Source organism: Mesorhizobium sp. 10J20-29 (genome assembly GCF_054130485.1).
On the sequence record NZ_CP199156.1, the window covers coordinates 4,927,427 to 4,951,288 of the forward strand.

Annotated in this window: 22 protein-coding genes; 13 read left to right on the top strand and 9 right to left on the bottom strand. The window is 64.7% G+C overall.

Going from position 1 to position 23,862, the window contains the following annotated elements; all coding sequences use genetic code 11:
- Window positions 1-11: 11 nt before the first annotated feature.
- A complete protein-coding gene (locus ACT2BZ_RS23650) occupies window positions 12-494 on the bottom strand; it encodes a hypothetical protein (RefSeq protein WP_457938278.1) in 483 nt (160 codons plus the stop codon).
- Between the two features lie 248 nt (window positions 495-742).
- Here ACT2BZ_RS23650 and ACT2BZ_RS23655 point away from each other — a divergent pair, with 248 nt between their 5' ends.
- The gene (locus ACT2BZ_RS23655) at window positions 743-1,105 is read left to right on the top strand and encodes a hypothetical protein (RefSeq protein ID WP_457938279.1); all 363 of its coding nucleotides are present in this window, start codon (window positions 743-745) and stop codon (window positions 1,103-1,105) included.
- 144 nt (window positions 1,106-1,249) lie between these two features.
- Window positions 1,250-1,684 (top strand): hypothetical protein, encoded by a 435-nt coding sequence (locus tag ACT2BZ_RS23660; RefSeq protein WP_457938280.1) that lies wholly within the window; start codon window positions 1,250-1,252, stop codon window positions 1,682-1,684.
- 310 nt (window positions 1,685-1,994) lie between these two features.
- Here the strand turns inward: ACT2BZ_RS23660 and ACT2BZ_RS23665 are convergent, their stop codons facing one another.
- The 7 genes from ACT2BZ_RS23665 to hutI all read right to left on the bottom strand — a co-directional run bounded on the left by ACT2BZ_RS23665 (window position 1,995) and on the right by hutI (window position 9,401).
- Window positions 1,995-2,642, bottom strand: coding sequence for an RloB family protein (locus tag ACT2BZ_RS23665; RefSeq protein ID WP_457938281.1), 648 nt, complete (start codon window positions 2,640-2,642; stop codon window positions 1,995-1,997).
- Window positions 2,642-3,310 (bottom strand): AAA family ATPase, encoded by a 669-nt coding sequence (locus ACT2BZ_RS23670; protein ID WP_457938283.1) that lies wholly within the window; start codon window positions 3,308-3,310, stop codon window positions 2,642-2,644. The genes ACT2BZ_RS23665 and ACT2BZ_RS23670 overlap by 1 nt, the downstream gene beginning before the upstream one ends.
- A complete protein-coding gene (locus ACT2BZ_RS23675) occupies window positions 3,307-3,963 on the bottom strand; it encodes an AAA family ATPase (protein WP_457938284.1) in 657 nt (218 codons plus the stop codon). Before ACT2BZ_RS23675 ends, ACT2BZ_RS23670 begins: the two co-directional genes overlap by 4 nt.
- Window positions 3,964-4,057: 94 nt before the next feature.
- Window positions 4,058-5,728: a urocanate hydratase gene (gene hutU / locus ACT2BZ_RS23680; RefSeq protein WP_457938285.1), complete on the bottom strand. Its 1,671-nt coding sequence runs from the start codon at window positions 5,726-5,728 to the stop codon at window positions 4,058-4,060.
- Window positions 5,729-5,821: 93 nt separating this feature from the next.
- A complete protein-coding gene (gene hutG / locus ACT2BZ_RS23685; RefSeq protein WP_457938286.1) occupies window positions 5,822-6,628 on the bottom strand; it encodes an N-formylglutamate deformylase in 807 nt (268 codons plus the stop codon).
- Window positions 6,628-8,169, bottom strand: coding sequence for a histidine ammonia-lyase (gene hutH, locus ACT2BZ_RS23690; protein ID WP_457938287.1), 1,542 nt, complete (start codon window positions 8,167-8,169; stop codon window positions 6,628-6,630). The genes hutG and hutH overlap by 1 nt, the downstream gene beginning before the upstream one ends.
- Entirely contained in the window at window positions 8,166-9,401 is a 1,236-nt protein-coding gene (hutI, locus tag ACT2BZ_RS23695; RefSeq protein ID WP_457938288.1) for an imidazolonepropionase, read from the bottom strand. Before hutI ends, hutH begins: the two co-directional genes overlap by 4 nt.
- An 87-nt stretch (window positions 9,402-9,488) precedes the next feature.
- Between hutI and ACT2BZ_RS23700 the strand changes: the two genes are divergently transcribed.
- The 6 genes from ACT2BZ_RS23700 (at window position 9,489) to ACT2BZ_RS23725 (ending at window position 18,823) form a co-directional block, all read left to right on the top strand.
- Window positions 9,489-10,844 carry a formimidoylglutamate deiminase gene (locus ACT2BZ_RS23700; protein WP_457938289.1) on the top strand — a complete coding sequence of 452 codons (1,356 nt, stop codon included), beginning with the start codon at window positions 9,489-9,491 and terminating at the stop codon, window positions 10,842-10,844.
- Between the two features lie 149 nt (window positions 10,845-10,993).
- Window positions 10,994-14,356, top strand: coding sequence for a transglutaminase family protein (locus ACT2BZ_RS23705; protein ID WP_457938291.1), 3,363 nt, complete (start codon window positions 10,994-10,996; stop codon window positions 14,354-14,356).
- Window positions 14,357-14,395: 39 nt separating this feature from the next.
- Window positions 14,396-16,807 carry a circularly permuted type 2 ATP-grasp protein gene (locus ACT2BZ_RS23710; RefSeq protein WP_457938293.1) on the top strand — a complete coding sequence of 804 codons (2,412 nt, stop codon included), beginning with the start codon at window positions 14,396-14,398 and terminating at the stop codon, window positions 16,805-16,807.
- A gap of 59 nt (window positions 16,808-16,866) precedes the next feature.
- Window positions 16,867-17,745 (top strand): transglutaminase family protein, encoded by an 879-nt coding sequence (locus ACT2BZ_RS23715; RefSeq protein WP_457938295.1) that lies wholly within the window; start codon window positions 16,867-16,869, stop codon window positions 17,743-17,745.
- 111 nt (window positions 17,746-17,856) lie between these two features.
- Complete coding sequence (locus ACT2BZ_RS23720; protein WP_457938296.1) at window positions 17,857-18,204, top strand: hypothetical protein; 348 nt, start codon at window positions 17,857-17,859, stop codon at window positions 18,202-18,204.
- A gap of 100 nt (window positions 18,205-18,304) precedes the next feature.
- Window positions 18,305-18,823, top strand: a complete 519-nt coding sequence (locus tag ACT2BZ_RS23725; protein ID WP_457938297.1) for a copper chaperone PCu(A)C — start codon at window positions 18,305-18,307, stop codon at window positions 18,821-18,823.
- A gap of 41 nt (window positions 18,824-18,864) precedes the next feature.
- On the opposite strand, the gene ACT2BZ_RS23730 is transcribed toward ACT2BZ_RS23725, so the two are convergent.
- A complete protein-coding gene (locus tag ACT2BZ_RS23730; protein WP_457938298.1) occupies window positions 18,865-19,590 on the bottom strand; it encodes a GntR family transcriptional regulator in 726 nt (241 codons plus the stop codon).
- Window positions 19,591-19,764: 174 nt separating this feature from the next.
- Between ACT2BZ_RS23730 and ACT2BZ_RS23735 the strand changes: the two genes are divergently transcribed.
- From ACT2BZ_RS23735 to ACT2BZ_RS23755, 5 genes are read left to right on the top strand one after another with little or no spacing between them, the layout of a single operon-like run.
- Window positions 19,765-20,574, top strand: a complete 810-nt coding sequence (locus tag ACT2BZ_RS23735; RefSeq protein ID WP_457938299.1) for an FAD binding domain-containing protein — start codon at window positions 19,765-19,767, stop codon at window positions 20,572-20,574.
- A 44-nt stretch (window positions 20,575-20,618) separates the two neighbouring features.
- Entirely contained in the window at window positions 20,619-21,113 is a 495-nt protein-coding gene (locus tag ACT2BZ_RS23740; RefSeq protein WP_457938301.1) for a (2Fe-2S)-binding protein, read from the top strand.
- Window positions 21,114-21,124: 11 nt separating this feature from the next.
- Window positions 21,125-22,486, top strand: coding sequence for a xanthine dehydrogenase family protein molybdopterin-binding subunit (locus ACT2BZ_RS23745; RefSeq protein WP_457938302.1), 1,362 nt, complete (start codon window positions 21,125-21,127; stop codon window positions 22,484-22,486).
- Between the two features lies 1 nt (window position 22,487).
- Window positions 22,488-23,507: a xanthine dehydrogenase family protein molybdopterin-binding subunit gene (locus ACT2BZ_RS23750; RefSeq protein ID WP_457938303.1), complete on the top strand. Its 1,020-nt coding sequence runs from the start codon at window positions 22,488-22,490 to the stop codon at window positions 23,505-23,507.
- A gap of 12 nt (window positions 23,508-23,519) precedes the next feature.
- Window positions 23,520-23,828, top strand: a complete 309-nt coding sequence (locus ACT2BZ_RS23755; protein ID WP_457938305.1) for an EthD family reductase — start codon at window positions 23,520-23,522, stop codon at window positions 23,826-23,828.
- Window positions 23,829-23,862: the final 34 nt, after the last annotated feature.

Genomic DNA, 23,862 nt, shown 5'->3' on the forward strand with positions numbered 1-23,862 from the left:
CCCGCGCCGCCTCAGTCGAGCGCGATGATCTCGCCGCTCTCGCTCACCGTGCATTGCGTCGTGCGGCCGAGCGTGCCGACCGTCACCACCCAATGCCTGCCCGAGCGCCGGTAGCGCTTGACCAGGCTGGTGCCGATTTCCTCCTCCAGCAGCCTGTCGGTGCCTTCCATGCAGGCGTCCACCGCCACCCTCGGCGGCTCGGTCGCCGGCGCGCCTGCGCCTTCGGCAGCCGCCTGCATGCCGCAGTTGCCGGCCCCCACGATATCGATGGTCCTGAAATGCCCGTCCGCGACGCCGACCGTCACGCAGACGCCGCTTGCCGCGTTCCACCAGTTGCGGCCGCCCGCCTGCGCGTAGCCCTGCGCCTGCATCCTGCCTTCCGCGCTCGACACCGGCTGGCCGATCAGCCCGACGATGTCCTGCGGCGGCTCGGCCAGCGCCGGCAGCACGCCAAGCGCCAAGGCCGCCGCCAGCATCGCACCTGGTCTCCGCATCCTCATCCGCTCCCGCTCCTCGCCGGCGGCCTGGACGGGGCCGGCGAGGAAAGCAGCGAAACCGCCGCGGCAACAAGGTACTTCATCCCGACCTCCCCCAAATGCTTTGAAATTCGTAGGTGACTTGCGGACATGACGCAAGGTAAGCTTCCGTTCGAAGGCGCGCCTTGCGCACGCCGGACGCCGTTCCGTGCAATGCCGTCTTGACGGCGCCGCACGCCAACCGGGCGACAGGGGGAACAGGAACCGTGAAACCATCCGCAGCCAGGCTCGCGCTGGCCCTGGTCGTCCTGCCGCTGCTTGCCACCGGCGCGCCGGCCAGGACGCTCCAGACCTCCGTCGGCCAGAAGGTCGCGGTCACCGAACTCAGGAGCCCCTGCGAGGGCGGCCCCGCGCCGGGCCTCGCCCTGCTTGCGCAATGGCTGGTGAAGCCGCTCCGCTACGGCGCGCTGGAGGTCGGCCCCGCCTACCGGAAGCGCTCGCAAAAATGCCCGGGCAAGACGCTGTGGATGCGCCAGATGTATTACCGCGGCAACGCCAGGGGCAGCGACACGATCAGCATCGACTGGCCCGACGCAGGCGTCGTGAGCTGGAAAGTCAAGGTGAAGTAGGAGGCCCCCGGACACAGCCCTCCGCCGCGCGTCGCAACCCTTTCTCGGTTCCCGGTTGCATCCTGCGGCTACTGTCTGGCTGCGCGCGGCTGCGGGGCGTGGGCGGCACCCACCCTTTGTGAAAACCGGAAAGGAACATCCCTTATGACGAAATGCGCAGTTTCGCTTGTCGCCGGAGCCATGGCTCTTGTCTCCCTCACCGGCGCCGGCCTTGCCCAGGATGGCAGCGGGCTCACGGCCAGGCAGGCCGCCGAAACCCGATCCAGGCTCATGCTGGCAACCGGCGTCATTTCGCTCGGCCGGGCCGACAAGGACCCGATGATGCTGGTGGTCGGCGCAAAAATCCTCGCGAAGCTCGGCAGCGTCGGCGGCGAAGGAAGCACAAGCAGCGCCTATGACGTCTCGGCCGTCCTCGACGAGGCCAGGGGGCTTGCCGGCGACAACCAGTATCTGCTCGGCGAGATCGCCGCGGTTCCGACCGACCGTGCAGGCATCGCGCGCTACTGCAACTGGTACCAGAACTGCGGCTACAGCATCGTCGATCCCTTCGCCTGCGAGGAGGTCATGGTCTGTAACTAGGCCGCCCTGCGCCAAGCGCCCGCCTCCCATTGAGGGGGTGAGCGACCGGTTCGCCGAAGGCGAATTGGCCATGCCGGTGGCATGGTCAAAGGTCAGCGAACGCCGGGTCGCTGCTTTAGCAGCGGGGCACCCGGCCGGAGCGACCGGTTAATTCCGAAGGTTCGTCGGGAATATGTGCGCGGTCATCCTGTCGATACGCAAAACGGCTTGTCAGATAGCGGACCGCAGCGATGACAGGCACCTGAAAAGAATCAGCACAACTGCGTTTTCGATACAGATATTTTCGGTGAGTTAAGACTCCACCAGCAGGTCAGCCCGACTTCAACTTTTTCAGGGTGTCTACAAGTTCGTGCACGTCTGTGTAGGCATCCACACCAGGCAGGCGACTAAACTGCTGCTTAAGGGCGATTGCGCGATTTGTAGCAACCTCGAGATTTGCCAACGTTGCGGCGTATGTTCCTGCAGTACCTTTTGTGTACTCAATTAGGTGCTGTTGCAGTTGTGCCAAAGCTGCATGCCTGTGAATCGGAGCCATAATGTTTGCAAAGTGCAGCAGCAGCCACAACTCGAAACAAGGAACGCTGACACACGCTTCGAAGGAGACGGCTTTCTTCTCATCGCTTTTCAGCTTTTGGTCTCGTGCAACCGCCATAGCGATGGCATTTGCATATGTGAGATGCTCGTCGCGATCGAAGACGGCGTAGACTTTCTCAAAGCCCTTCGACTTAAGAAACTCCTCTTCGGCAGCTTCGACTACTTGCTGCGGTGCTGTTCCAAGTGGACTGTGGAGCACGCACACATTTACTGTTGGCAACCGCGCTTCCTGCCGAATTTCCTCGAAATAATTGACTTCTGTCTTGGCTCCTTCGCAGACAATCAGTACTCGCGGGTATGGCGCACGCTTCGGTGCCTTGCGTCTTAGGTCCCGGCCACTTCTCGCACGAGAGTGCCTAGCCATCACTTCACCTTCGGCGTGCGAAGGATAGGCACCCCACCATATCTTCCGGCAAGATATCCACGCTCAAGCGCCTCCCCCTTGCGAGGGGAGAAATCGGACAGGGGATAGAGACTTGAGGCTTGGTCCTCATCCTTCTCTGCGAACCAAATTTGATCGCGACGTAGCAGTTGACCGTCAAGCAGCGAGGTATCATGCGTTGTGAAGATCAGCTGCGCGCCGCTTTCGTTCTGTGTAGGGTCCTGAAACATCCCGATCAGTCTGCGTACCAATAGGGCGTGCAGACTGCGATCGAGTTCATCCACAACTAGCACTTGGCCGCGTCTGAGGATTTCAAAGATAGGGCCTGCAAGCGCAAAGAGCTTCTGTGTGCCCTCCGACTCGTCCTGAAAGTCAAACACCGCCGAACCGGTTCTTGCCACATGCTCGAAAGTCGGGACGGTGATCTCTCGAGGCTCGGTCGGAACAGATTCAAACTGCCCAGTTGCAAGATCGACCTTCATTCCACTCACAAACCCCTGCTGCTTCTTAAGCCTAATGTCGGTTATCCCGATATCTGCAGCCGAAAGAAACTCCCTCACACTATCAGCTTGATTTCTGGCAATATACGAGATCGTGTGGTCGGCAATGGGGCCGCTGCCATTCTCGAAGACCACCAAACCTTTGGTCAAGAATTGAATACTGGGCGCAGTTGTTCGCTGTTGAGCTGGACGGCAGTCGATAAAAACAGTGCATTATCGCGTGTCGCATCACTCCATATCGCCTTAGCCCCTAAAAGTTGCGAACTAAATTTGTACTCGTATTTTTGGGCAAGTTCATCGAATTTGCGATCATACCACGTTGCGGGTTGCGTCGATTTGTAAACGATCAGCCATTCGCTCAAGATTTTGTGCGGGGTGAGCGTGAATCCGAACTGATAGCGGACGTTCTTTAAAAGGAATGTGATTTCATATTCTATCGGTCGTTCCGCTTGGGCAGGATCAAGGCGGAATGGCTGGACGTTATACGTATGGCCTGCTTGCAATGTTGCAGAGTCGTTCACAATCCCCCGTAGTAATTGCATCGCGCGTACTAGGTTGGATTTTCCTCCTGCATTAGCCCCGTATATACCAGCGGCGCGCAATATCCGGGGAACAGACTTGTTTCCGGTGGTCTCTATGCTCGTTTTTTCATTGGTATCGTCCCGCGACGCCAACAGATTAAGAACGACCTCGTCCCTGAAGGACCTAAAATTCTTAACGCGAAACTCTATTAACATGGAGGCTTCCCTATTTTCCATGTCAATATCGCATAAATTCCGCAATAAATCCATTGAAACTTGCATTTAGATGATTCTATCATCGCAGCCAGCTGTCCTGCCATGAGCGAGAGTGGACCGACAACTTCTCGTGAGACGCAAACGACGTCTGTCCCTCCCCCTACCCCAAGATCCCCGGCAAATTCAGCTGCTTCTCCCGCGCGCACTCCAGCGCGATCTCATACCCCGCATCGGCATGCCGCATGACGCCCGTCGCCGGGTCGTTCCACAGCACCCTTTCCAGCCGCCTTGCGGCGTCGGCAGTGCCGTCGGCGACGATCACCATGCCGGCATGCTGCGAAAAACCCATGCCGACGCCGCCGCCATGGTGCAGCGACACCCAGGTGGCGCCCGACGCGGTGTTCAGCAGCGCGTTGAGCAGCGGCCAGTCCGACACCGCGTCGGAGCCGTCCTGCATGGCCTCCGTCTCGCGGTTGGGTGAGGCGACCGAGCCTGAATCGAGGTGGTCGCGGCCGATCACCACCGGTGCCTTCAACTCGCCTTGTCGTACCATTTCGTTGAAGGCGAGCCCCAGCCGGTGGCGGTCGCCGAGCCCCACCCAGCAGATGCGCGCCGGCAGGCCCTGGAAGGAAATGCGCTCGCGCGCCATGTCGAGCCAGTTGTGCAGATGCGTGTTGCCGGGCGTCAGCTCGCGCACCTTGGCGTCGGTCTTGAAGATGTCCTCCGGGTCGCCCGACAGCGCCACCCAGCGGAACGGCCCGATGCCGCGGCAAAACAGCGGGCGGATATAGGCCGGCACGAAGCCCGGGAAGGCGAAGGCGTTTTCGAACCCCTCCTCCTTCGCCACCTGGCGGATGTTGTTGCCATAGTCGAGCGTCGGCACGCCGGCGTTCCAGAAATCGACCATCGCCTCGACATGCGTGCGCATCGAGGCGCGGGCGGCTTTCTCCACCGCCTTCGGGTCGCTGACGCGCTTCTCGCGCCATTCGCCCATCGACCAGCCGGCGGGCAGGTAGCCGTTCAACGGGTCGTGCGCCGAGGTCTGGTCGGTCACCATGTCGGGGCGCACGCCGCGGCGGAAAAGCTCCGGCACGATCTCGGCGGCGTTGCCGAGCAGGCCGACCGATTTCGCCTCGCCGGCTGCCGTCCAGCGCTCGATCTTTTCCAGCGCCTCGTCGAGCGTATCGGCGCGCTCGTCGACATAGCGGGTGCGCAGGCGAAAATCGATCGAGTCCGGATTGCACTCGATGGCGAGGCAGCAGGCGCCGGCCATCACGGCGGCGAGCGGCTGCGCGCCGCCCATGCCGCCCAGCCCCGCCGTCAGGATCCACTTGCCGTTCAGGTCGCCGCCATAATGCTGGCGGCCGGCCTCGACGAAGGTCTCGTAGGTGCCCTGCACGATGCCCTGCGTGCCGATATAGATCCACGAGCCGGCCGTCATCTGGCCGTACATGGCGAGCCCCTTCCTGTCGAGCGCGTTGAAGTGCTCCCAGGTCGCCCAGTGCGGCACGAGGTTGGAATTGGCGATCAACACGCGCGGCGCATCGGGGTGGGTGCGGAACACGCCGACCGGCTTGCCCGACTGCACCAGCAGCGTCTCGTCCTCCTTCAGGACTTTGAGCGACGCGACGATCTGGTCAAAATCCTTCCAGGTGCGCGCCGCCCGGCCGATGCCGCCATAGACGACGAGCTCGTTCGGGTTCTCCGCCACCTCGGGATCGAGGTTGTTCATCAGCATCCTGAGCGGCGCCTCCGTCTGCCACGACAGCGCGTTGAGCTGGTCGCCACGCGGGGCTCGGATTTCGCGGATATTGTGCCTTGGATCGGTCATGTCACTGCCCTTCGCTCGAAAACCACGCGCCGTCGCCGGCTGTTGCCGCCGGAATGCCGGTTTTTTCCCGCGTCCCGGCCGGAGTGTACGAATTCAGCCGGCCCGGCCGGCCAGTCTGGGTGCAAGCTCTTGCAATTGTTCCAGAATTTGCCGGAGAACGCGGCGCAGGCGCACCGCTTTGTCCCCGCCGTCATAGGCGAAAGGCAGGGATTCGCTCACCAGATGCGTGCGCTGCGTCAGCTCCATCTGGATCGCATGGACGCCATCCTGCGGCCTGCCATAGTGCCTCGTCGTCCAGCCGCCCTTGAATCGGCCATTGACCACATGGGTGTAACCCTCTGATTCAGCGCATGTTTTCCGGACGGCTTCCTCGATCTCGCGGGCGCAGGTCGCGCCGTCATTGGTGCCGATGGAGAAGTCCGGCAATTCCCCCTCGAACAGGAACGGGCACACCGAGCGGATCGAGTGGCAATCGTAGAGGATGGCTATACCGTTGATTTGTCTCACTCTTTCGATCTCGTCGGCGAGTACCGCGTGGTACGGCCGGTGAAACTGTTCCAGCCGCCGCGCCGTCTCGGCTTCGTCCGGCGCCTCGTTCCAGAGCGGCTGGTCGTCGAAATCCGTCAAGGGAATCAGGCCTGTAGTGTTCTGGCCGGGGTAGAGGCTGGCGCCCGACGGGTCGCGGTTGGCGTCGATCACATAGCGGTGGAAAGTCGCCCGTACCGTCGTCGCCTGCGGCAGCAGTCCGGCATACAGCTCATGCACGTGCCAGTCCGTGTCGCGCAGCAGTTTGCCGTTTGAATTCAAATGCTTGGCAATGTCGTCCGGGACGTGCGTGCCGGTGTGCGGCAGCCCGAGAATGACCGGCGACGTGCCTTGGAAAACCTCGACCGGCTGCATCACAGATCTCCGGAAATGCCAGGCAGATCAATGGCTTGCGCCGCCTCGACCAGCGCGCTGGAGCGCACCAGCGCGATCGCCTTTTCCATGTCGGGGTGGAAATGCCGGTCGTCGTCGAGATGCGGCACCTGGTCGCGTAGGATTTTTCGTACCTTTTCAAGCACTTGGCTGGACTCCAGCGGGGCATGGAAATCGCAGCCCTGCGCTGCCGCCAGAAGCTCGATGCCGATCACCGCGGTTGCGTTCTCCACCATGCCGATCAGCCGCCTTGCGCCGTGCGCGGCCATCGAGACATGGTCTTCCTGGTTGGCCGAAGTCGGGATGGAATCGACGCTTGCCGGGTAGGCTTTCTGTTTGTTTTCAGACACTAAGGCCGCCGCCGTTACCTGCGGGATCATGAATCCGGAGTTCAGTCCGGGCTTCGGCGTCAGGAAGGCAGGCATGCCCGACAGCGCCGGATCGACCAGCATGGCGATGCGCCGTTCGGCCAGCGAGCCGATCTCGCAGACGGCCAGCGCGATCATGTCGGCGGCGAAGGCGACCGGCTCGGCATGGAAGTTGCCGCCCGACAGCGCCGTGTCATCCTCGGGGAAAATCAACGGGTTATCGGTCACGCCATTGGCTTCCGTACCGAGCGTTACGGCGGCCTGGCGCAGCACCGTGAGGGCCGCGCCCATCACCTGCGGCTGGCAGCGCAGGCAATAAGGATCCTGCACCCGCTCGTCGCCGACGAGGTGCGAGGCGCGGATCGCGCTGCCCGCCATCAGGTTGCGCAGGGCGGCCGCCGTCTCGATCTGCCCCTTGTGGCCGCGCAGCGCATGGATGCGCGGATCGAAGGGGGCGTCGGAGCCCTTGGCGGCGTCGGTCGAGAGCGCCCCGGTGACCAGCGCGGACTGGAACAGCACCTCGGCGTCGAACAGGGCGGCGAGCGCGTAAGCCGTTGAAAACTGAGTACCATTCAGCAGCGCCAGGCCTTCCTTGGGGCCCAGCACCACGGGCTCCAGCCCGTGCGACACGAAGGCCACCTTGGCCGGAAAGATGCCGTGCGGCGTGTGGCAGTCGCCAACCCCGATCATCGCCGCCGTCATGTGCGCCAGCGGCGCAAGATCGCCCGACGCGCCGACCGAACCCTGCCCAGGCACTACCGGGACAACGTCGCTCGCCAGCATCGCTTCCAGAAGTGCGACCGTCTCAGGCTTCACGCCCGAAGCGCCCTGGGCCAGGCTCGCAAGCTTCAGCGCCATCATCAGCCGGGTCACCGAAACCGGCATCGCCTCGCCGACGCCCGCCGCATGCGACAGCACGATATTGCGCTGCAGGGTTTCGAGGTCATCGGCCGGAATGCGCACGCTGGCGAGTTTTCCGAAGCCGGTATTGATGCCGTAGACCGGCTCGCCCCTGGCGACGATGCGGGCGACCGCTGCGGCACTCGCCGCGATCTTCGGGCCGCAGGCCGGATCGAGGCTGGGCACCGCACCCCGGTAGATGGCGCGCCAGTCGGCGAGCGTCGCATTGCCGGGCTTGAGCACGATTTCGGTCATTGGCCTCTCCAGACGCGGCGGTAAAGCGGGTTGAACCCGATGCGGTAGACGAGCTCGGCCGGGCTCTCGATGTCCCAGATGGCGAGGTCGGCCGATTTTCCGGTCTCCAGCGTGCCGGTGTCGGCGAGAAGCCCGAGCGCGCGGGCGGCCTCGCGGGTGACGCCGGCAAGGCACTCGTCGACCGTCATGCCGAACAGCGTCGCCGCCATGTTCATGGTCAAGAGCAGCGAAGTCAGCGGGGAGGTGCCGGGATTGCAGTCGGTGGCGACCGCCATCTTCACGCCGTAGCAGCGAAAAAGGTCGATCGGTGGCTTCTTCGTCTCGCGGATGAAGTAGTAGGCGCCGGGCAGGATCACGGCGACGCTGCCCGCGCCGGCCATGGCGATGGCGCCGGCCTTGTCGGTGTACTCGAGGTGATCGACGGACAATGCGCCGAAACTCGCCGCAAGGGCCGCGCCACCGAGGTTGGAAAGCTGGTCGGCATGCAGCTTGACCGGCAGGCCGAGATTCTGTGCCGCCTGGAAAACCGTTGCGATCTGTTCGGGCGAGAAGGCGATACCCTCGCAGAACCCGTCAACGGCATCGGCGAGACCTGCCGTGGCGATCGCCGGCAGCATATCGCGGGCGACGCGCTGGATATAGGCATCCTTGTCGCCGGCGGCCTCCGGCGGCAGCGCGTGGGCGCCAAGGAAGGTGGTGCGCACGGTGACCGGTCTTTCCTCGCCCATACGGCGCGCCGCCTTGAGCGACTTCGTCTCGTTGTCGAGGTCGAGGCCGTAGCCGGACTTGATTTCGATGGTTGTGACGCCTTCGGCGATCATGGTGTCGAGGCGCGGCAGCGACTGCGCTACGAGTTCATCCTCGCTGGCGGCGCGCAGCGCCTTGACCGAGGAGACGATGCCGCCGCCGGCCCGCGCGACCTCTTCATAGGTCGCACCGGCGAGGCGCATTTCGAACTCGTTGGCGCGGTTGCCGGCATGCACCAGATGGGTGTGGCAGTCGATCAGGCCGGGCGTGATCCAGCGGCCGCCGCAATCCTTGATGTCCGCGCCGTCCCCTAGCCCCGATGGCATGTCGGCCTCGGGTCCGGCAAAGACGATACGGCCGTCGCGGGCGGCGACGGCACCGGCTTCCACGATGCCGAGGCCCGGCGCGTTTTCGGCCAGGGTGGCAAGGCGGGCATTGCGCCAGATGCGCGTCTGTCCCGATACTGGGTTGCTGCGGTCCGTCATGAGTTTCCCGTTTTCAATCGGCCGCTCATATGTATATACATATCGGAATTGGACGCAAGCGGCTCTCGCACTACCGGAGACTATCAGGTGACCAGCATCTTCGCACGACAGGCACTGCTTCCCGGGGGATGGGCAAAGGACGTGCGGCTCGTCATGTCGGGCGGGCGCATGGTCTCCGTAACGACGGGTACGGCGCCCAAAGCCGGCGACGAGCGCCATGCGATCCTGCTGCCCGGCATGCCCAATCTTCACAGCCATGCCTTCCAGCGCGGCATGGCGGGCCTCGCCGAAATCAGGGGTCCCGGCGCCGACAGCTTCTGGTCCTGGCGCGAGGTGATGTACCGCTTCGCGCTCACCATGAATCCCGAGCAGGTCGAGGCAGTCGCTGCCCAGCTCTATATGGAGATGCTGGAGGCAGGGTTCACGCGCGTCGGTGAGTTCCACTACCTCCATCATGACACAGAGGGGCAGCACTTTGCCGACATCGGCGAGATGGCCGCGCGCATCGCGGCAGCCGCCGACACGACCGGCATAGGTCTGACGCTGCTGCCGGTATTCTATGCCCATTCCGGTTTCGGCGGCGCCGAACCGGTCGAAAACCAGCGCCGCTTCATCAATGATCTCAACAGCTTCGCCCGGCTGCATGAATCAGCCCGCAAGGCACTTGAATCGATACCCGAGGCCGTCATCGGCGTGGCGCCGCACAGCCTGCGCGCCGTGACGCGGGACGAGCTTGCCGCGGTCGTCGCAATGGCAGGCGGCGCTCCTGTGCACATCCACGTTGCCGAGCAGGTCCGCGAGGTCGAGGACTGCGTGGCCTGGTCGGGAGCACGTCCGGTCGAGTGGCTGCTCGACAATGCCGACATCGGTGACCGCTGGTGCCTCATCCATGCCACTCACATGACAGATGCCGAAACGACCGCCATGGCACGCAGCGGCGCGGTTGCCGGACTGTGTCCCGTTACCGAGGCCAATCTCGGCGACGGCACTTTTTCGGGACAGCTTTTCCACGCGAACGGCGGCCGCTTCGGCATCGGCTCCGACTCCAACGTGCTGATCGGCTTGCCCGACGAGTTGCGCCAGTACGAGTACTCGCAGCGCCTGTCCCATCGCGCGCGCAACGTGCTGGCCGAGCCCGGCCAGTCCAACGGACGCGCCCTGTTCGACGCGGCCCTGACCGGCGGCAGCAAGGCACTGGGTGCACAAAACGCCGGCCTCGCCGTGGGCGCGCCTGCCGACATCGTATCGCTCGATGCCGAGGCCGTATCGCTGGCCGGCAAGGCGGACGATGCCATCCTCGACGCCTGGATCTTTGCCGGCGGGACAAGGGTGGATTGTGCCTGGGTACGCGGGAAGAAACTGGTCGAAGGTGGCCGGCATTTTCGGCGAAGCGAGATTGCGCAAAAGTTCCGCGCTGCGATGTTGCAGCTTTCCGCGGCCTGAGCCGTCCGGACACCGCCACGGGCCGATGCCTGGAATCCGCCCAGGTTGTACCCACGCCAATTCATGCTGCTGTGCAATAAGAGCTTGGTGATTGGCCGGCAGATGTGGAAGAGTCCGGCCTTCAAGAAGAACCGGAATCTGAAGCCAACATGGCGATCCTCGCAGCCGTCTATCACCGCACCCACTACAAATATGACCAGCCCGTCACGCTTGGACCGCAGGTCATACGTCTGCAGCCGGCGCCGCATTCGCGCACCAAGGTGCTCAGCCACTCGCTGAAGGTGTCGCCCGACAATCATTTCGTCAACGTCCAGCAGGATCCGTACGGCAACTTCCTGGCGCGCTTCGTCTTCCCGGAGCCGGTGATGGAGCTGAAGATCGAGGTCGATCTGGTTGCCGACATGACGGTCTACAACCCGTTCGACTTTTTCGTCGAACCCTCGGCGGAGACCTATCCCTTCGAATACCCGGAAGACATTCGCGACGATCTCGAAATCTACCGCACGCCGGAGCCTGCCGGACCGCTGCTGAAGGGTTTCCTGGAGCGGGTCGACCATTCGCACACCAACACGGTCAATTTCGTCGTCGCGCTGAACGCGCAGGTGCAGCGCGAGATCGGCTACATCATCCGCATGGAGACCGGCGTCATGACGCCGGAGGAGACGCTCGGCGCCGCCAAGGGTTCGTGCCGCGATTCAAGCTGGCTGCTGGTCCAGGCGCTGCGCAATCTCGGCATCGCCGCACGCTTCGTGTCGGGCTACCTGATCCAGTTGAAGCCCGACCTGGTGGCGCTCGACGGTCCCGCCGGCACGGCGGTCGACTTCACCGACCTGCATGCCTGGTGCGAGGTCTATATTCCGGGCGCCGGATGGATCGGCCTTGATCCAACCTCCGGCCTGCTGACCGGCGAGAGCCATGTGCCGCTGGCCGCCACGCCGCATTACCGCAATGCCGCGCCGATTTCCGGCATGGCAAGCTTCGCCAATGTCGAATTCGACTTCGACATGCGCGTCGACCGGGTCGCCGAGCATCCGCGCATCACCAAGCCGTTTTCGGACGAAAGCTGGGATGCGCTCGACGCGCTTGGCAACAAGGTCGACGAGGTCCTGAAGGAAGGTGACGTGCGGCTGACCATGGGCGGCGAACCGACCTTCGTGTCGATCGACGATTTCGAGAGCGAGGAGTGGAACACTGCCGCCGTCGGCCCGACCAAGCGCGAGAAGGCAGATGCGCTGATCCGCCGGCTGCGCGAGCGCTTCGCGCCGAACGGCTTTCTGCATTACGGCCAAGGCAAGTGGTATCCGGGCGAGAGCCTGCCGCGCTGGACCTTTTCGCTGTTCTGGCGCGCCGACGGCGAGCCGGTCTGGTCCGACCCGGACCTGATCGCCAAGGAGAAGGCGACGGGAAGCACGAGCCCGGAAGATGCCGAGAAGCTGCTGACGGCGATGGCCGGCGAACTCGGCATCGAGTCCGAGATGGTCGCCGAGGCCTATGAGGATCCGGGCGAGTGGCTGCTCAAGGAAAGCCAGTTGCCCGACAACGTCGATCCGTCCAACTCCAAGCTGGAAGATCCCGAGGAGCGCAGCCGCATGGCGCGCGTCTTCGAGCGTGGCCTGACCAAGCCGTCGGGCTACGTGCTGCCCATCCAGCGCTGGCAGAGCCAGGCCGCGAGCGGACCGCGCTGGCGTTCTGAAAAGTGGAAGACGAGGCGCGGCAAGCTGTTTCTGGTGCCGGGCGACTCCCCAGTCGGCTACCGCCTGCCGCTCGGCACCCTGCCGCATGTGCCGCCGTCGCAATATCCTTACATCGTGCCCGTCGACCCGTCGCTGCCGCGCGGCCCCCTGCCCGCGCACGATGCTCTGGCGCATGAGCCTGCTCCGGCTGAACTGGAAGGCGCCGACGAAATGGCGCGCCGCCAGGCAACGGCCTCCTTCACTGCCGCAACCAGCGGCCAGGAACGCGTCGAGCAGGAGCTTGGCGAAATCGGCGGCGCAGTGCGGACCGCGCTCTCGGTCGAACCGCGCGACGGACGCCTCAGCGTCTTCATGCCGCCGGTCGAGGCGGTGGAAGACTATCTCGAACTGATCGCCGCGGCCGAGAACGCCGCCCGCAAGACCGGGCTGCAGGTGCATATCGAGGGCTACGGCCCGCCGCACGACCCGCGCCTCAACGTCATCCGGGTCGCGCCCGATCCCGGCGTCATCGAGGTCAACATCCATCCGGCATCGAACTGGCAAGATTGCGTGGCGACGACCACCGCCATCTACGAGGAGGCGCGGCAGACCAGGCTCGGCGCCGACAAGTTCATGATCGACGGCCGCCACACCGGCACCGGCGGCGGCAACCACGTGGTTGTCGGCGGCGCGACGCCCAATGACAGCCCCTTCCTGCGCCGGCCCGACCTGCTGAAGAGCCTGGTACTCTACTGGCAGCGACACCCGGCGCTTTCCTACCTGTTCTCAGGCCTGTTTATCGGCCCGACCAGCCAGGCGCCGCGCTTCGACGAGGCGCGCCACGACAGTCTCTACGAGCTGGAAATCGCCATGGCGCAGGTGCCGCCTCCGGGCATCGGCGAGGCACCGCTGCCGTGGCTGGTCGACCGGCTGTTCCGCAATCTGCTGGTCGACGTCACCGGCAACACGCACCGCTCCGAAATCTGCATCGACAAGCTGTTCTCGCCGGACGGACCGACCGGCCGGCTCGGCCTCGTCGAGTTCCGAGGGTTCGAGATGCCGCCCAATGCGCGCATGAGCCTTGCCCAGCAATTGCTGGTGCGCGCCATCATCGCGCGCCTCTGGCAGAACCCGATCGACGGCCGCTTTACCCGCTGGGGCACCTCGCTGCATGACCGCTTCATGCTGCCGCATTATGTCTGGGCCGATTTCCTCGATGTGCTCGAAGACCTGAAGCAGAACGGCTTCGCGTTCCGTCCCGAATGGTTCGATGCGCAGCTGGAGTTCCGTTTCCCGTTCTGCGGCGAGGTCGACTATTCCGGCGTGAAGCTCGAGCTTCGCCAGGCTCTGGAGCCCTGGCACGTGATGGGCGAGCAGGGTGCCATCGGCGGCACGGTCCGCTTCGTGGATTCTTCGGTCGAAAGGCTGCAGGTGAGGACCGAGGGGCTGAACCCCGAGCGCCACGCCATCGTCTGCAACGGTCGGGTGATGCCGATGAAGCAGACCGACAACCGCGAGGTTTCGGTTGCCGGTCTTCGCTACAAGGCATGGCAGCCTGCATCGGGCCTGCATCCGGCGCTGCCGGTCAACACGCCGCTGGTGTTCGACATCTACGACCGCTGGTCGGGCCGCGCCGTCGGCGGATGCGTCTATCATGTCGCCCATCCGGGCGGCCGCAGCTACGACACATTCCCGGTAAATGCCAACGAGGCGGAGGCGCGGAGGCTGGCGCGCTTCGAACCGCAGGGCCACACGCCCTCGGGCTACGAGCCGTTGCAGGAACTGCCCTCCGAGGAGTTCCCGATGACGCTCGACCTCAGGCATCCGTCCAGGTTGTGACGCGATGAAGCGGTGCAGACGAGGCCCGGTTCAGCCGACATGAGCGATCCAGCGCCAGCCCAACTGCCGCGCGGCAAAGGAACGGGCAGCCTTCTCGCCGGATACCGGCCGATCGCTGGCATCGTCGACGAGATGGTCGACGCCGCCGGTAACCCGAAAGCGATCTGGCAGAAATTCGTCGCCTCGCTGGAAGCGCTGGGCTCGGAGGAACTGACGCGGCGCTTTGCCCGCGCCAACCAGTACCTGCGCGACGCCGGCGTCTATTACCGCGTCTACGACAAGGCCGGCACCAACGAGCGCGAATGGCCGCTGGCGCATGTGCCGCTGCTGCTCGACGAGAAGGAATGGGCCGGCATCAGCTCCGGACTGATGCAGCGCGCCGATCTCTTCGAGGCGATCTGCGCCGACATATACGGTCCCAACCGGCTGGTCTCGGAGCGGGTGCTGCCGCCGGGGCTGATCGCCTCGAGCCCGGAATTCCTGCGCCCGTTCGCCGGCGTGAAGCCGGCTGGCGGGCACTTCCTGCATTTCTGCGCCTTCGAACTCGGCCGTGGCCCGAACGGCCAGTGGTGGGTGCTCGGCGACCGCATGCAGGCGCCCTCGGGCGCCGGATTTGCGCTGGAGAACCGGGTGGCAACGACGCGCGCGCTCTCCGACATCTATGGCGAGATGCATGTCCACCGGCTGGCCGGCTTTTTCCGGCGCTTCAGGGACGCGCTGACCGGCCTGGCGTCGGAACCCTTCGGCCGCGTCGCCATCCTGACGCCCGGCCCGCTCAACGAAACCTATTTCGAGCATGCCTATATCGCGCGCTATCTCGGCATCATGCTGCTGGAGGGCGAGGACCTGACTGTCGCCGACGGCCGGCTGATGGTGCGCACGGTTTCGGGCCTGCGGCCGATCAGCGTGCTGTGGCGGCGGCTCGACGCCGCCTTCGCCGACCCGCTGGAACTGCGCTCGGATTCGCAGATTGGCACCCCGGGTCTGGCCGAAGCAGTGCGTCGCGGCTCCGTGACTTCCGTCAACGCGCTGGGCTCCGGCATCCTGGAGACGCGCGCCCTTCTCGCCTTCCTGCCCAAGATTTCGAGGGCGCTGCGCGGCGAGGAACTGGAGCTGTCGTCGATCGCCACCTGGTGGTGTGGCCAGGAAACCGAACGCCGGGAAGTGATCGACAATTTCGACCGCATGATGATCGGCCCGGCGCAATCGACGCGCCTGCCCTTCGAGGACGACAACGCCACGGTGCTTGGCTCGACGCTGTCGGCCGGCGACCGCGCGGAACTGTTTGCGCGCATCGAGGCCAATGGCGGTGACTTCGTCGGCCAGGAGGCGGTGACGCTGTCGACGACGCCGGTCTTCGTCGGCGGCCGGCTCGAGCCGCGCCCGGCGAGCCTGCGCGTCTACCTGGCACGCACCCCGGACGGTTGGGTCGTCATGCCGGGCGGCTTTGCCCGCATCGGCTATTCGCTCGACACCACGGCCATCGCCATGCAGCGCGGCGGCCAGGCGGCCGACGTCTGGGTGGTGAGCGACAGCCCGGTGAAGAAGGAGACGCTGCTGCCGCGCGAGCGCGACGTCTTCAAGCGCAACGTGCCGGGCAGGCTGCCGAGCCGCGCCGCCGAGAACCTGACATGGCTCGGGCGTCACATCGAACGCTCCGAGGACACGGTGCGCGTGCTGCGCGCCTACCACGTGCGGCTGGCCGAAACGTCCGACCCGGCGATGCCGCTGCTCGCCGATATCCGCGACTACCTGAAACCCTTCGGCACCGACGCAGAGATCGCCGTTCCGCCGGGCCTGATCCGCAACCTCGACAACGCCGTCTACAGCGCCGGACAGATCCGCGACCGCTTCTCGCCGGACGGCTGGCTGGCGCTGCGCGACCTCTCCAAGACCATCCACCGCTTCGCCGGCAGCGTCGAGCCGGGCGATGACGCCACGCGCGCCATGACGATCCTGCTGCGCAAGCTCGCCGGCTTTTCGGGCCTGCTCGGCGAGAACATGTACCGCTTCACCGGATGGCGTTTCCTCGAGATCGGCCGCCGCCTCGAGCGCGCCATCCAGATCGCGCGCTCGCTCGGCTGGCTGACCCGCGAGGATGCGCCCGACGGCGCCATCGACATGATGCTGGAGATCGGCGACAGCGTGATGACCCACCGCCGGCAATATACGGTCAGCTCGGGGCGCCGCAGCCTGGTCGACCTGCTGGCACTCGACCCGCTGAACCCGCGCTCCGTCATCTTCCAGCTCGAACGGCTGAAGCAGGAGATCGACCACCTGCCGGGCGGCGGTCCGGGCGGACATCTGACACCTGCGGCCAAGGAAGTGCTTCGCCTGCACACCATGCTTGCGATCCAGGAGCCCGGCGATCTCGATTCCGATGCGCTGAACAAGCTCGCCAACGACATTGGCCGCCTCTACGACATCATCGCAAAGGCCTATTTCAGCTGACCTCGCCGCCGGGCCGGCGGCCGGACGCATCCAGAGACATCGCGGCATCAAGATAACCCATGCAATACGACATCCGCCTCAACCTCCATTACGACTACGCCAGGGCCTCGGGCGGCGGACGTCACCAGATTCGCGTTCTGCCGAGGACCATCGAGGGCATGCAGCGGGTAATCGCGTCGTCGCTGTCGTGCGACCCCAAACCGACCGAGCGGACGGACTTCGTCGATTTCTTCGGCAACAACGCAACCTCGATCCTGTTTCGAAAAGAGCACGCGACGCTCGACATCCATATGAGCGCGCGCGTCGCGGTCTCCCGCCCCGAGACAGGGCTCGACGTCTCGCCTGATCTCGCCGGCCTGCGGAAGCAGATCGCGGACGTCCGCTCGCTGGCTTCGGACGCGCCGCATCACTTCCTCGGCGCCAGCGACTTCGTCAGCATCACACCGTCGATCACAGACTATGCCGGTGCCAGCCTGGCCGGTGGCGCTTCCGTCCAGGCCGTCGCCGCGGACTTCTGCCGCCGCGTGCATCGTGACTTCGCCTATGACGGCGACGCCACGACCGTCGCCACCAAGGCCGTTGACGCCTTCGACCTCAAGCGTGGCGTGTGCCAGGACTTCTCGCATGTCATGATCGCCGGACTGCGCGGCCTCGGCATTCCCGCCGGTTATGTCAGCGGCTTCCTGCGGACCCTTCCGCCGCCGGGCAAGGAGCGTCTTGAGGGCGCCGACGCCATGCATGCCTGGGTGGCGGTCTGGTGCGGCCGCGACGCCGGCTGGCAGGAGTTCGACCCGACCAACGACATGCGGGCCGGCAACGAGCACATAGTTGTCGGCTATGGCCGCGACTATTCCGACGTGGCGCCGATCGTCGGCGTGCTCAAGACGACCGGCAAGCAGGCGGGCGAACAGTCGGTCGATGTCGTGCCGGTGGAATGACGCCACGTTGCCGCACCGGCGCTTTACGTTTTGCCGGCGGTTGGCCCGCGTGCTAGGCCTGCTGCGGTTTCAACGAGGCTGAACGTGAGCAAGCGGGGCACAGCAACGAGATTGGCGATCGTGCTGACCGCGCTCTGCGCGCTGGTCATCACCTCGATCTCCGGCGCCTCCGCCATGGCAGCCGGTCCGGTCCTGCTCGACATCTTCGGCAACCCGATCTGCGCCGACGGCAGCCTGGACGAAGGATCCTCTCACGGGCATGGCAAAGGGCACACGCCCGATTGCTGCGCTATCGCCTGCGCCAGCCTGCATATGCAGGCCGGCGAGCCGCCGCAGCCCGTCGTAGTCGCCCTTCCCGCCTACAGCGGCTCGACCAGTATCTATCCGCTGACCACGCTGCGACTGACGCGCAGCCAACGCACGCCGGCAAACCCCAGAGCTCCGCCCCGTACTGCGTGATTGCGCAATGCCGTTAGCCCGAAAGGGCCGGACGGCCAATCCCAGTCCATATCGTCCGCCAGCCGCCAGAACCAGCGCGGACATGCTTTCGGAGCACGTCATGAACCATTCACGCCTCAATTCACGCCCCCTCTCCGGCGCCCGCGCGTTGCGCGCCGCGCTCATCGGCCTTGCAGGCCTCATCGTCGCCTCGACACAGGCGTTGGCGCATGAATACAAACTTGGCGACCTCGTCATCGACCATCCCTGGTCGCGCGCCACCCTGCCCGGCGCGAAGGTCGCCGGCGGCTTTCTGGTGATCAGGAACACAGGAACCACGAATGACCGGCTCGTCTCGCTCACATCCGGCATTTCAGGCAGGGCCGAGATCCACAAGATGTCGCTGACGGACGGCGTCATGAAGATGCGGCCGCTAAAGGATGGGATCGAGATCCCGGCCGGCGGCGAAGTCAAGCTGGAGCCGGGTTCCTACCATCTGATGTTCATGGAACTGAAGGCACCGGCCGTCGAAGGCGAAAAGTTCGGCGCGACGCTGACCTTCGAGAAGTCCGGGACCGTTGACGTGGAGTTCGCCGTCGACAAGGCCGGAGGCGGCGATCATTCAACGCATGGCGGCTAAGAAGCCAGGGGGACAACCGAGGTCGCGGCGCGTCCGCGACCTCAGCGCGACCTGGCCGGCCGGACCTTCCCCGCATCCTCCTTCGAGGCGGTAGCGGCTGCCGGCACCGGCAGGTGCTCGAAATAGTCCTGATGCTCGCGCGCAACGCGAGCCGCAAGCTCGGCATCTCCGCTCCTGATCGCGTCGATGATCGGCTGATGGCTGTCGGCGATCCAGACCAGGTCGAGACCTTCCGTCAGCATGGTGATCGTGGTGCGTGTCTCGATCTGCAATGACTGCCAGATGTTGAACAGCAGACGGTTCCTTGCCGCCTCCATGATCGTGCGGTGGAAGGTCACCGAGTGTTCGATGACGCCGTGGATGTCGCCGGCAAGTGCTGCCTCGTGCATCAGGTCTGTTGCACGCTGCAACGCGTCGATGTCGCAGGCCTGCCTGGCGGTCACGATGCGCGTCGCCTGTTCCTCGAGCGCACCGCGAACCGTGTAGATCTCGCGCAAGCCCTCGCTCATGACCTCGGCGACATAGGTGCCGCGCCGTGGAATGTTGGTGACCAGCCCGGTGGCCTCGAGTTCCCGCAACGCTTCACGCACCGGCCCCTGGCTGGTGCCGAATTCTTCAGCGATGCGCAGTTCGATGAGGCGCTCGCCGGGATGGTAGTGGCCGCCGAGAATGCGGCGCAGCAAGGCTTCCTTGAGGCGCTGGCGAAGTGGCGTATTGACGAAATCGCCCTTGCCGGCACCCGTTCCCGCTGCTTTTGATTTTCGCACGTCGTCCATTCGCCGCCCAGCCGATCCAGCCGAATCCATCTGATTTTGCACCGCAGCTAACTATTCGGGCTGCGGCTTGTTGACAAATCCATTCTGATTTATCGATAATGAATAATCAAGTGGTTGCGCTGGGGAGAGCGCGGCCAGTCAACTTGACCTCTGGGAGGAGGCCTCATGCTGCAGACAGTTGCGACGCCGGGTTCGCTGCCCGAAACACACGCCCTGCTTTCAAAGCTAGACGGCGCCCGCCTCATTGCCGGCGGCACGGCGGTCATGCCGACGCTCAACGCCGGAACCGACGAATTCAGCAGTCTCGTGAGCCTGCGGGCGGCCGGGCTTTCGGGAATTGTCGTCAAGGACGGCGTGGCCACGATCGGTGCGGCGACCACCATGACGGAGCTTGCCGATGAACCTGCATTGGCCTTCCTGCTGTCTGCGCTCGAGACGATCGCGTCGCCCACGATCCGCAACATGGCGACGATCGGGGGAAACCTCTTCGTCAAGCAGCCCTACGGCGACCTCGCCGCCTGCCTGATCGCGCTGGGCGCCACCGCCACGGTTTCCGACGGCACGGCGACGCGCATCGAACCCGTGGAAAAGCTCGTCGCCTCGCGGCTGGGCCCCAAGGATATCGTCACCCAGCTGGCCTTCTCCATTCCGTCGCCTGGCAGCTTCAAGTTTGTCAAGGCCGGCCGAAAAGCGCTCAACGCAGCGGCGATCGTCACCGTCGCGGCGGTGGTGAGCGTGTCGGACGGTGTGGTCTCGCAGTGCCGTATCGGGCTTGGTGGTGTCGCGGAATGCGCGGTTCGCGCCCGCTCCGTCGAAGAGGCGCTGACCGGCAACCCGCTCGACCGTACGCATGCCGAGCAGGCAGCGGCCAAGGCCGACCGCGACATCGAGCCATTCGACGATTCCCATGCCAGTGCCTGGTACCGGGCGCGCGTGACGCCGGTTCACATCCGGCGCACGCTGGTCGGGGAATAGCGCGGCAAGGACGCGCAAAGCAAAAATCCACCGGGAGGGTAGCCATGAAACATTCAGTCGTCGCTTTGACGGTCAACGGAGCCGAGCGCCAGATGCTGGTGGCGCCGGGAACGACGCTGCTCGATGCGCTACGCGAGAGCCAGGGCCTGACAGGCACGCGGCGCGGCTGCGACCAGGGCGCCTGCGGCGCCTGCACCGTACTGGTCGATGGCAAGACGATGATGTCTTGCCTGCTACCGGTCGAGACGATCGACGGAGCAACCATCGAGACCATCGAAGGCATGACCCCGATGGAGGGGCTGCATCCGATCCAGGAGGCTTTTCTCGAGGGTTTCGCCACCCAGTGCGGCTTCTGCACCTCTGGCATGATCATGGCGACCGCCGGGCTTCTGGCCAGGAACCCGGATCCGAACCGCGAGGACGCGGTGCGCGCCATCTCCGGCAACATCTGCCGCTGCACCGGCTACGAAGCGATCATCGACGCCGTGCTCGACGCTGCTGCCCGCATGCGTGCAGCCAAGCGCGACAAAGCGGCCTGAGGAACACAGCCATGGAAAAGATCGACACCAGCTTCTTCAGCAAGGAACGCGAAGCCGACCTGTTCGTGGTCGGCGAGAGCGTGCAGCGCGCCGATGCGCGCGGCCACGTCACCGGCCAGACGCAGTTCTACGAGGACGTTACCTTCCCCAACACGCTGCACCTCAAGATGGTGCGCTCAGCGCATCATCACGCGCTGATAAAGAACATCGACATCGAGCCGGCCATGAAGGTGCCGGGCGTCGTGCGTGTGCTGACCCACAAGGACGTGCCCAACAACTGGTACACGATCCTCAAGTTGATCGGCGTGGGTCCGGATGATGAGCCCGTGCTGCCGGAAGACCGGGTGCTGTTCAAGGGCGAGCAGGTCTGCGCGGTGCTGGCCGAGACGGAACAGGCAGCGCTCGAAGGCGCAAGGCGCGTCGTCGTCGACTACGAGGAATTGCCGCCGGTCTTCGACGTAGAGGAGGCGATGACCTCCGAGCCGTTCAAGCAGGCCGGCACAAACTACTTCGTCTATGAAGGCCACAATTGCCGCCGCATCCGTTTCGGCGACGTCGACAAGGGCTTTGCCGAGGCCGATCACATCATCGAGCACCGTTACGAGTCCGCGCCGATCGAGCACGCCCCGACCGAGACCACCGGCTGCACCGCCAAGCCCGAGGGCAGCGGCCGCGTCACCGTCTATTCCAACACCCAGGCGCTCTACTTCACGCTCGACAACATGGCGCTGATACTGGGCGTTCCGTTCAACAAGCTGCGGCTGGTCGGCGGCACGGTCGGCGGCGGCTTTGGCGGCAAGGTCGACGTCATCGTCGAGCCGATTGCCGCCCTTGGCGCGATGCTGACCAACCGGCCGGTGAAATACGCCTATTCGCGCGCCGAGGAGATGCAGGTCTCCTCTCCACGCGCCGCCGAGCGCCTCTACATCAAGGACGGCGTGATGAAGGACGGACGCATCGTCGCCCGCAAGATCACGCTCTATGTCGATGCCGGCGCCTATTGCCGCCACTCGACCTACGGCACCACGAAAGCTGCGGCGCACATGCCCGGCCCCTACTCGATCCCCAACGTCCATGTCGACGCCTACTGCGTCTACACCAACCGCACGCCCTCCTCCGCCATGCGCGGCTTCGGCGTGACTATCGGTGACTTCGCCCTGGAATCGCAGATGGACCAGGTGGCGCGCCACCTCGGCATGGACCCTATGGAACTCAGGCTGATCAACGCCTACCGCGACGGCGATACCAAGGCGCACCGCAAGACGGTTGAAGGCGCGGCACTGGTTGAAGTCATCCAGGCCGCCGCAAGACAGACCGGCAAGGAACTGGCGCCGCGCTTCGCGGCGATGTCGTCCTACCAGAGGGAGGCGTGACATGGCCTGGCTGAACGGACGCGGCGTTGCCGCGGTGAACTATCCGACCGGCATGAACCTGGGCGGCGACCCGAGCCAGGCGCTGATCCACGCCACCACGACCGGGGGCTTCGTCATCACCCTGTCCTCGGTCGATCTCGGACAGGGCATCAAGACGGTCGGCGCGCAGATCGCCGCCGAGACGCTCGGCGTGCCCTATGAGAATGTCGTCATCGACACCGCCGACACCGACACCGGCCCGCATTGCATGGGCACCTTCGCCAGCCGCGGCACACATCGCATCGGCAACGCCATCATGATGGCCGCGCGGGAAGCGCGCGAGGTGATGATGAGCGTCGCGGCGACCGAACTCGAAGTTGATGCCGGCGATCTTGTCACCGACGGCAAGGGCAAGATCCATGTCAACGGCGCACCGGACAAGGGAATTTCGGTGGTCGACGTGGCGCTTGCCGCTCACTTCAAGCACGGCAAGACGATTTCGGGCCGCGGCATGTTCATGAAGCCGAAGAGCGAGGTGGTTCCCGAAACCGGCGAGATGGACCCGGATTCCTGCCAGGCGCATGCCTGCACGGTGGCCGAGGTGGAAGTCGATGACGAAACTGGCGAGGTGCGCGTCAAGAAGCTCATCAACGCCTACGAGATCGGCCGCGCCATGAACCCTGCGCTGGCGCACCAGCAGATCGTCGGCGGCGCCTGGATGGGCATTTCTCATGCGCTCTACGAGACGACCGAACCCTACTACCCCGACCGTGGCCACGGCCCGACCGACTTCTCGCAATATCTGATGCCCGGTCCCGGCGACCTTGCCGAGATGGAATCCGTGATCATCGAGCGGCCGGCCGCCAATGGCCCCTATGGCGCCAAGGGCATCGGCGAGATGACCGCCAATTCGCCGATACCGGCAATCGCCAACGCCATCTTCGACGCCTGTGGCGTACGCGTTCAGTCGCTGCCGATCACGCCCGAAAAGATCCTGCGGGGACTCGATTCCCTGCGCGAGCAATCGAACCCAACCCACTGAAAGGACTCTCATATGATCAAGGTAATGTCGCTGATGAAGCGCAAGGACGGCATGGATTTCGCCGAATTCAAGAACTGGCTGCTGAACGAGCATGTGGCGTTTGCCAAGAACCTGCCGGGACTGAAGAAATACACCGCCAATGCGCTGATCAACGAGAACCCCGATGCGCCCTATGACGGGATCACCGAGCTTTTCTTCGACAGCGAGCAGGCGATGGCCGACGCTTTTGGCACCGATGCCGGGAAGGCCGCCGGCGGCGACGCCGCTTCGCACTGCTCCAACCGCTTCCGCATGGTTTGCGAAGAGAAGCTGCAGTTCTAGGAGCCATAGGGGAATTCAGGACTTGGCACTCGAC

Coding starts and splice junctions, on each gene's coding strand:
- ACT2BZ_RS23710 (WP_457938293.1), top strand. CDS start 14,396: ATGAGCGATCCAGCGCCAGCCCAACTGCCGCGCGGCAAAGGAACGGGC.
- hutG (WP_457938286.1), bottom strand. CDS start 6,628: ATGCAGCCGGTCGAGGTTTTCCAAGGCACGTCGCCGGTCATTCTCGGG.
- ACT2BZ_RS23725 (WP_457938297.1), top strand. CDS start 18,305: ATGAACCATTCACGCCTCAATTCACGCCCCCTCTCCGGCGCCCGCGCG.
- ACT2BZ_RS23740 (WP_457938301.1), top strand. CDS start 20,619: ATGAAACATTCAGTCGTCGCTTTGACGGTCAACGGAGCCGAGCGCCAG.
- ACT2BZ_RS23650 (WP_457938278.1), bottom strand. CDS start 494: ATGCGGAGACCAGGTGCGATGCTGGCGGCGGCCTTGGCGCTTGGCGTG.
- ACT2BZ_RS23750 (WP_457938303.1), top strand. CDS start 22,488: ATGGCCTGGCTGAACGGACGCGGCGTTGCCGCGGTGAACTATCCGACC.
- ACT2BZ_RS23745 (WP_457938302.1), top strand. CDS start 21,125: ATGGAAAAGATCGACACCAGCTTCTTCAGCAAGGAACGCGAAGCCGAC.
- hutH (WP_457938287.1), bottom strand. CDS start 8,169: ATGACCGAAATCGTGCTCAAGCCCGGCAATGCGACGCTCGCCGACTGG.
- ACT2BZ_RS23735 (WP_457938299.1), top strand. CDS start 19,765: ATGCTGCAGACAGTTGCGACGCCGGGTTCGCTGCCCGAAACACACGCC.
- ACT2BZ_RS23665 (WP_457938281.1), bottom strand. CDS start 2,642: ATGGCTAGGCACTCTCGTGCGAGAAGTGGCCGGGACCTAAGACGCAAG.
- ACT2BZ_RS23705 (WP_457938291.1), top strand. CDS start 10,994: ATGGCGATCCTCGCAGCCGTCTATCACCGCACCCACTACAAATATGAC.
- hutI (WP_457938288.1), bottom strand. CDS start 9,401: ATGACGGACCGCAGCAACCCAGTATCGGGACAGACGCGCATCTGGCGC.
- ACT2BZ_RS23660 (WP_457938280.1), top strand. CDS start 1,250: ATGACGAAATGCGCAGTTTCGCTTGTCGCCGGAGCCATGGCTCTTGTC.
- ACT2BZ_RS23715 (WP_457938295.1), top strand. CDS start 16,867: ATGCAATACGACATCCGCCTCAACCTCCATTACGACTACGCCAGGGCC.
- ACT2BZ_RS23675 (WP_457938284.1), bottom strand. CDS start 3,963: ATGCAAGTTTCAATGGATTTATTGCGGAATTTATGCGATATTGACATG.
- ACT2BZ_RS23755 (WP_457938305.1), top strand. CDS start 23,520: ATGATCAAGGTAATGTCGCTGATGAAGCGCAAGGACGGCATGGATTTC.
- hutU (WP_457938285.1), bottom strand. CDS start 5,728: ATGACCGATCCAAGGCACAATATCCGCGAAATCCGAGCCCCGCGTGGC.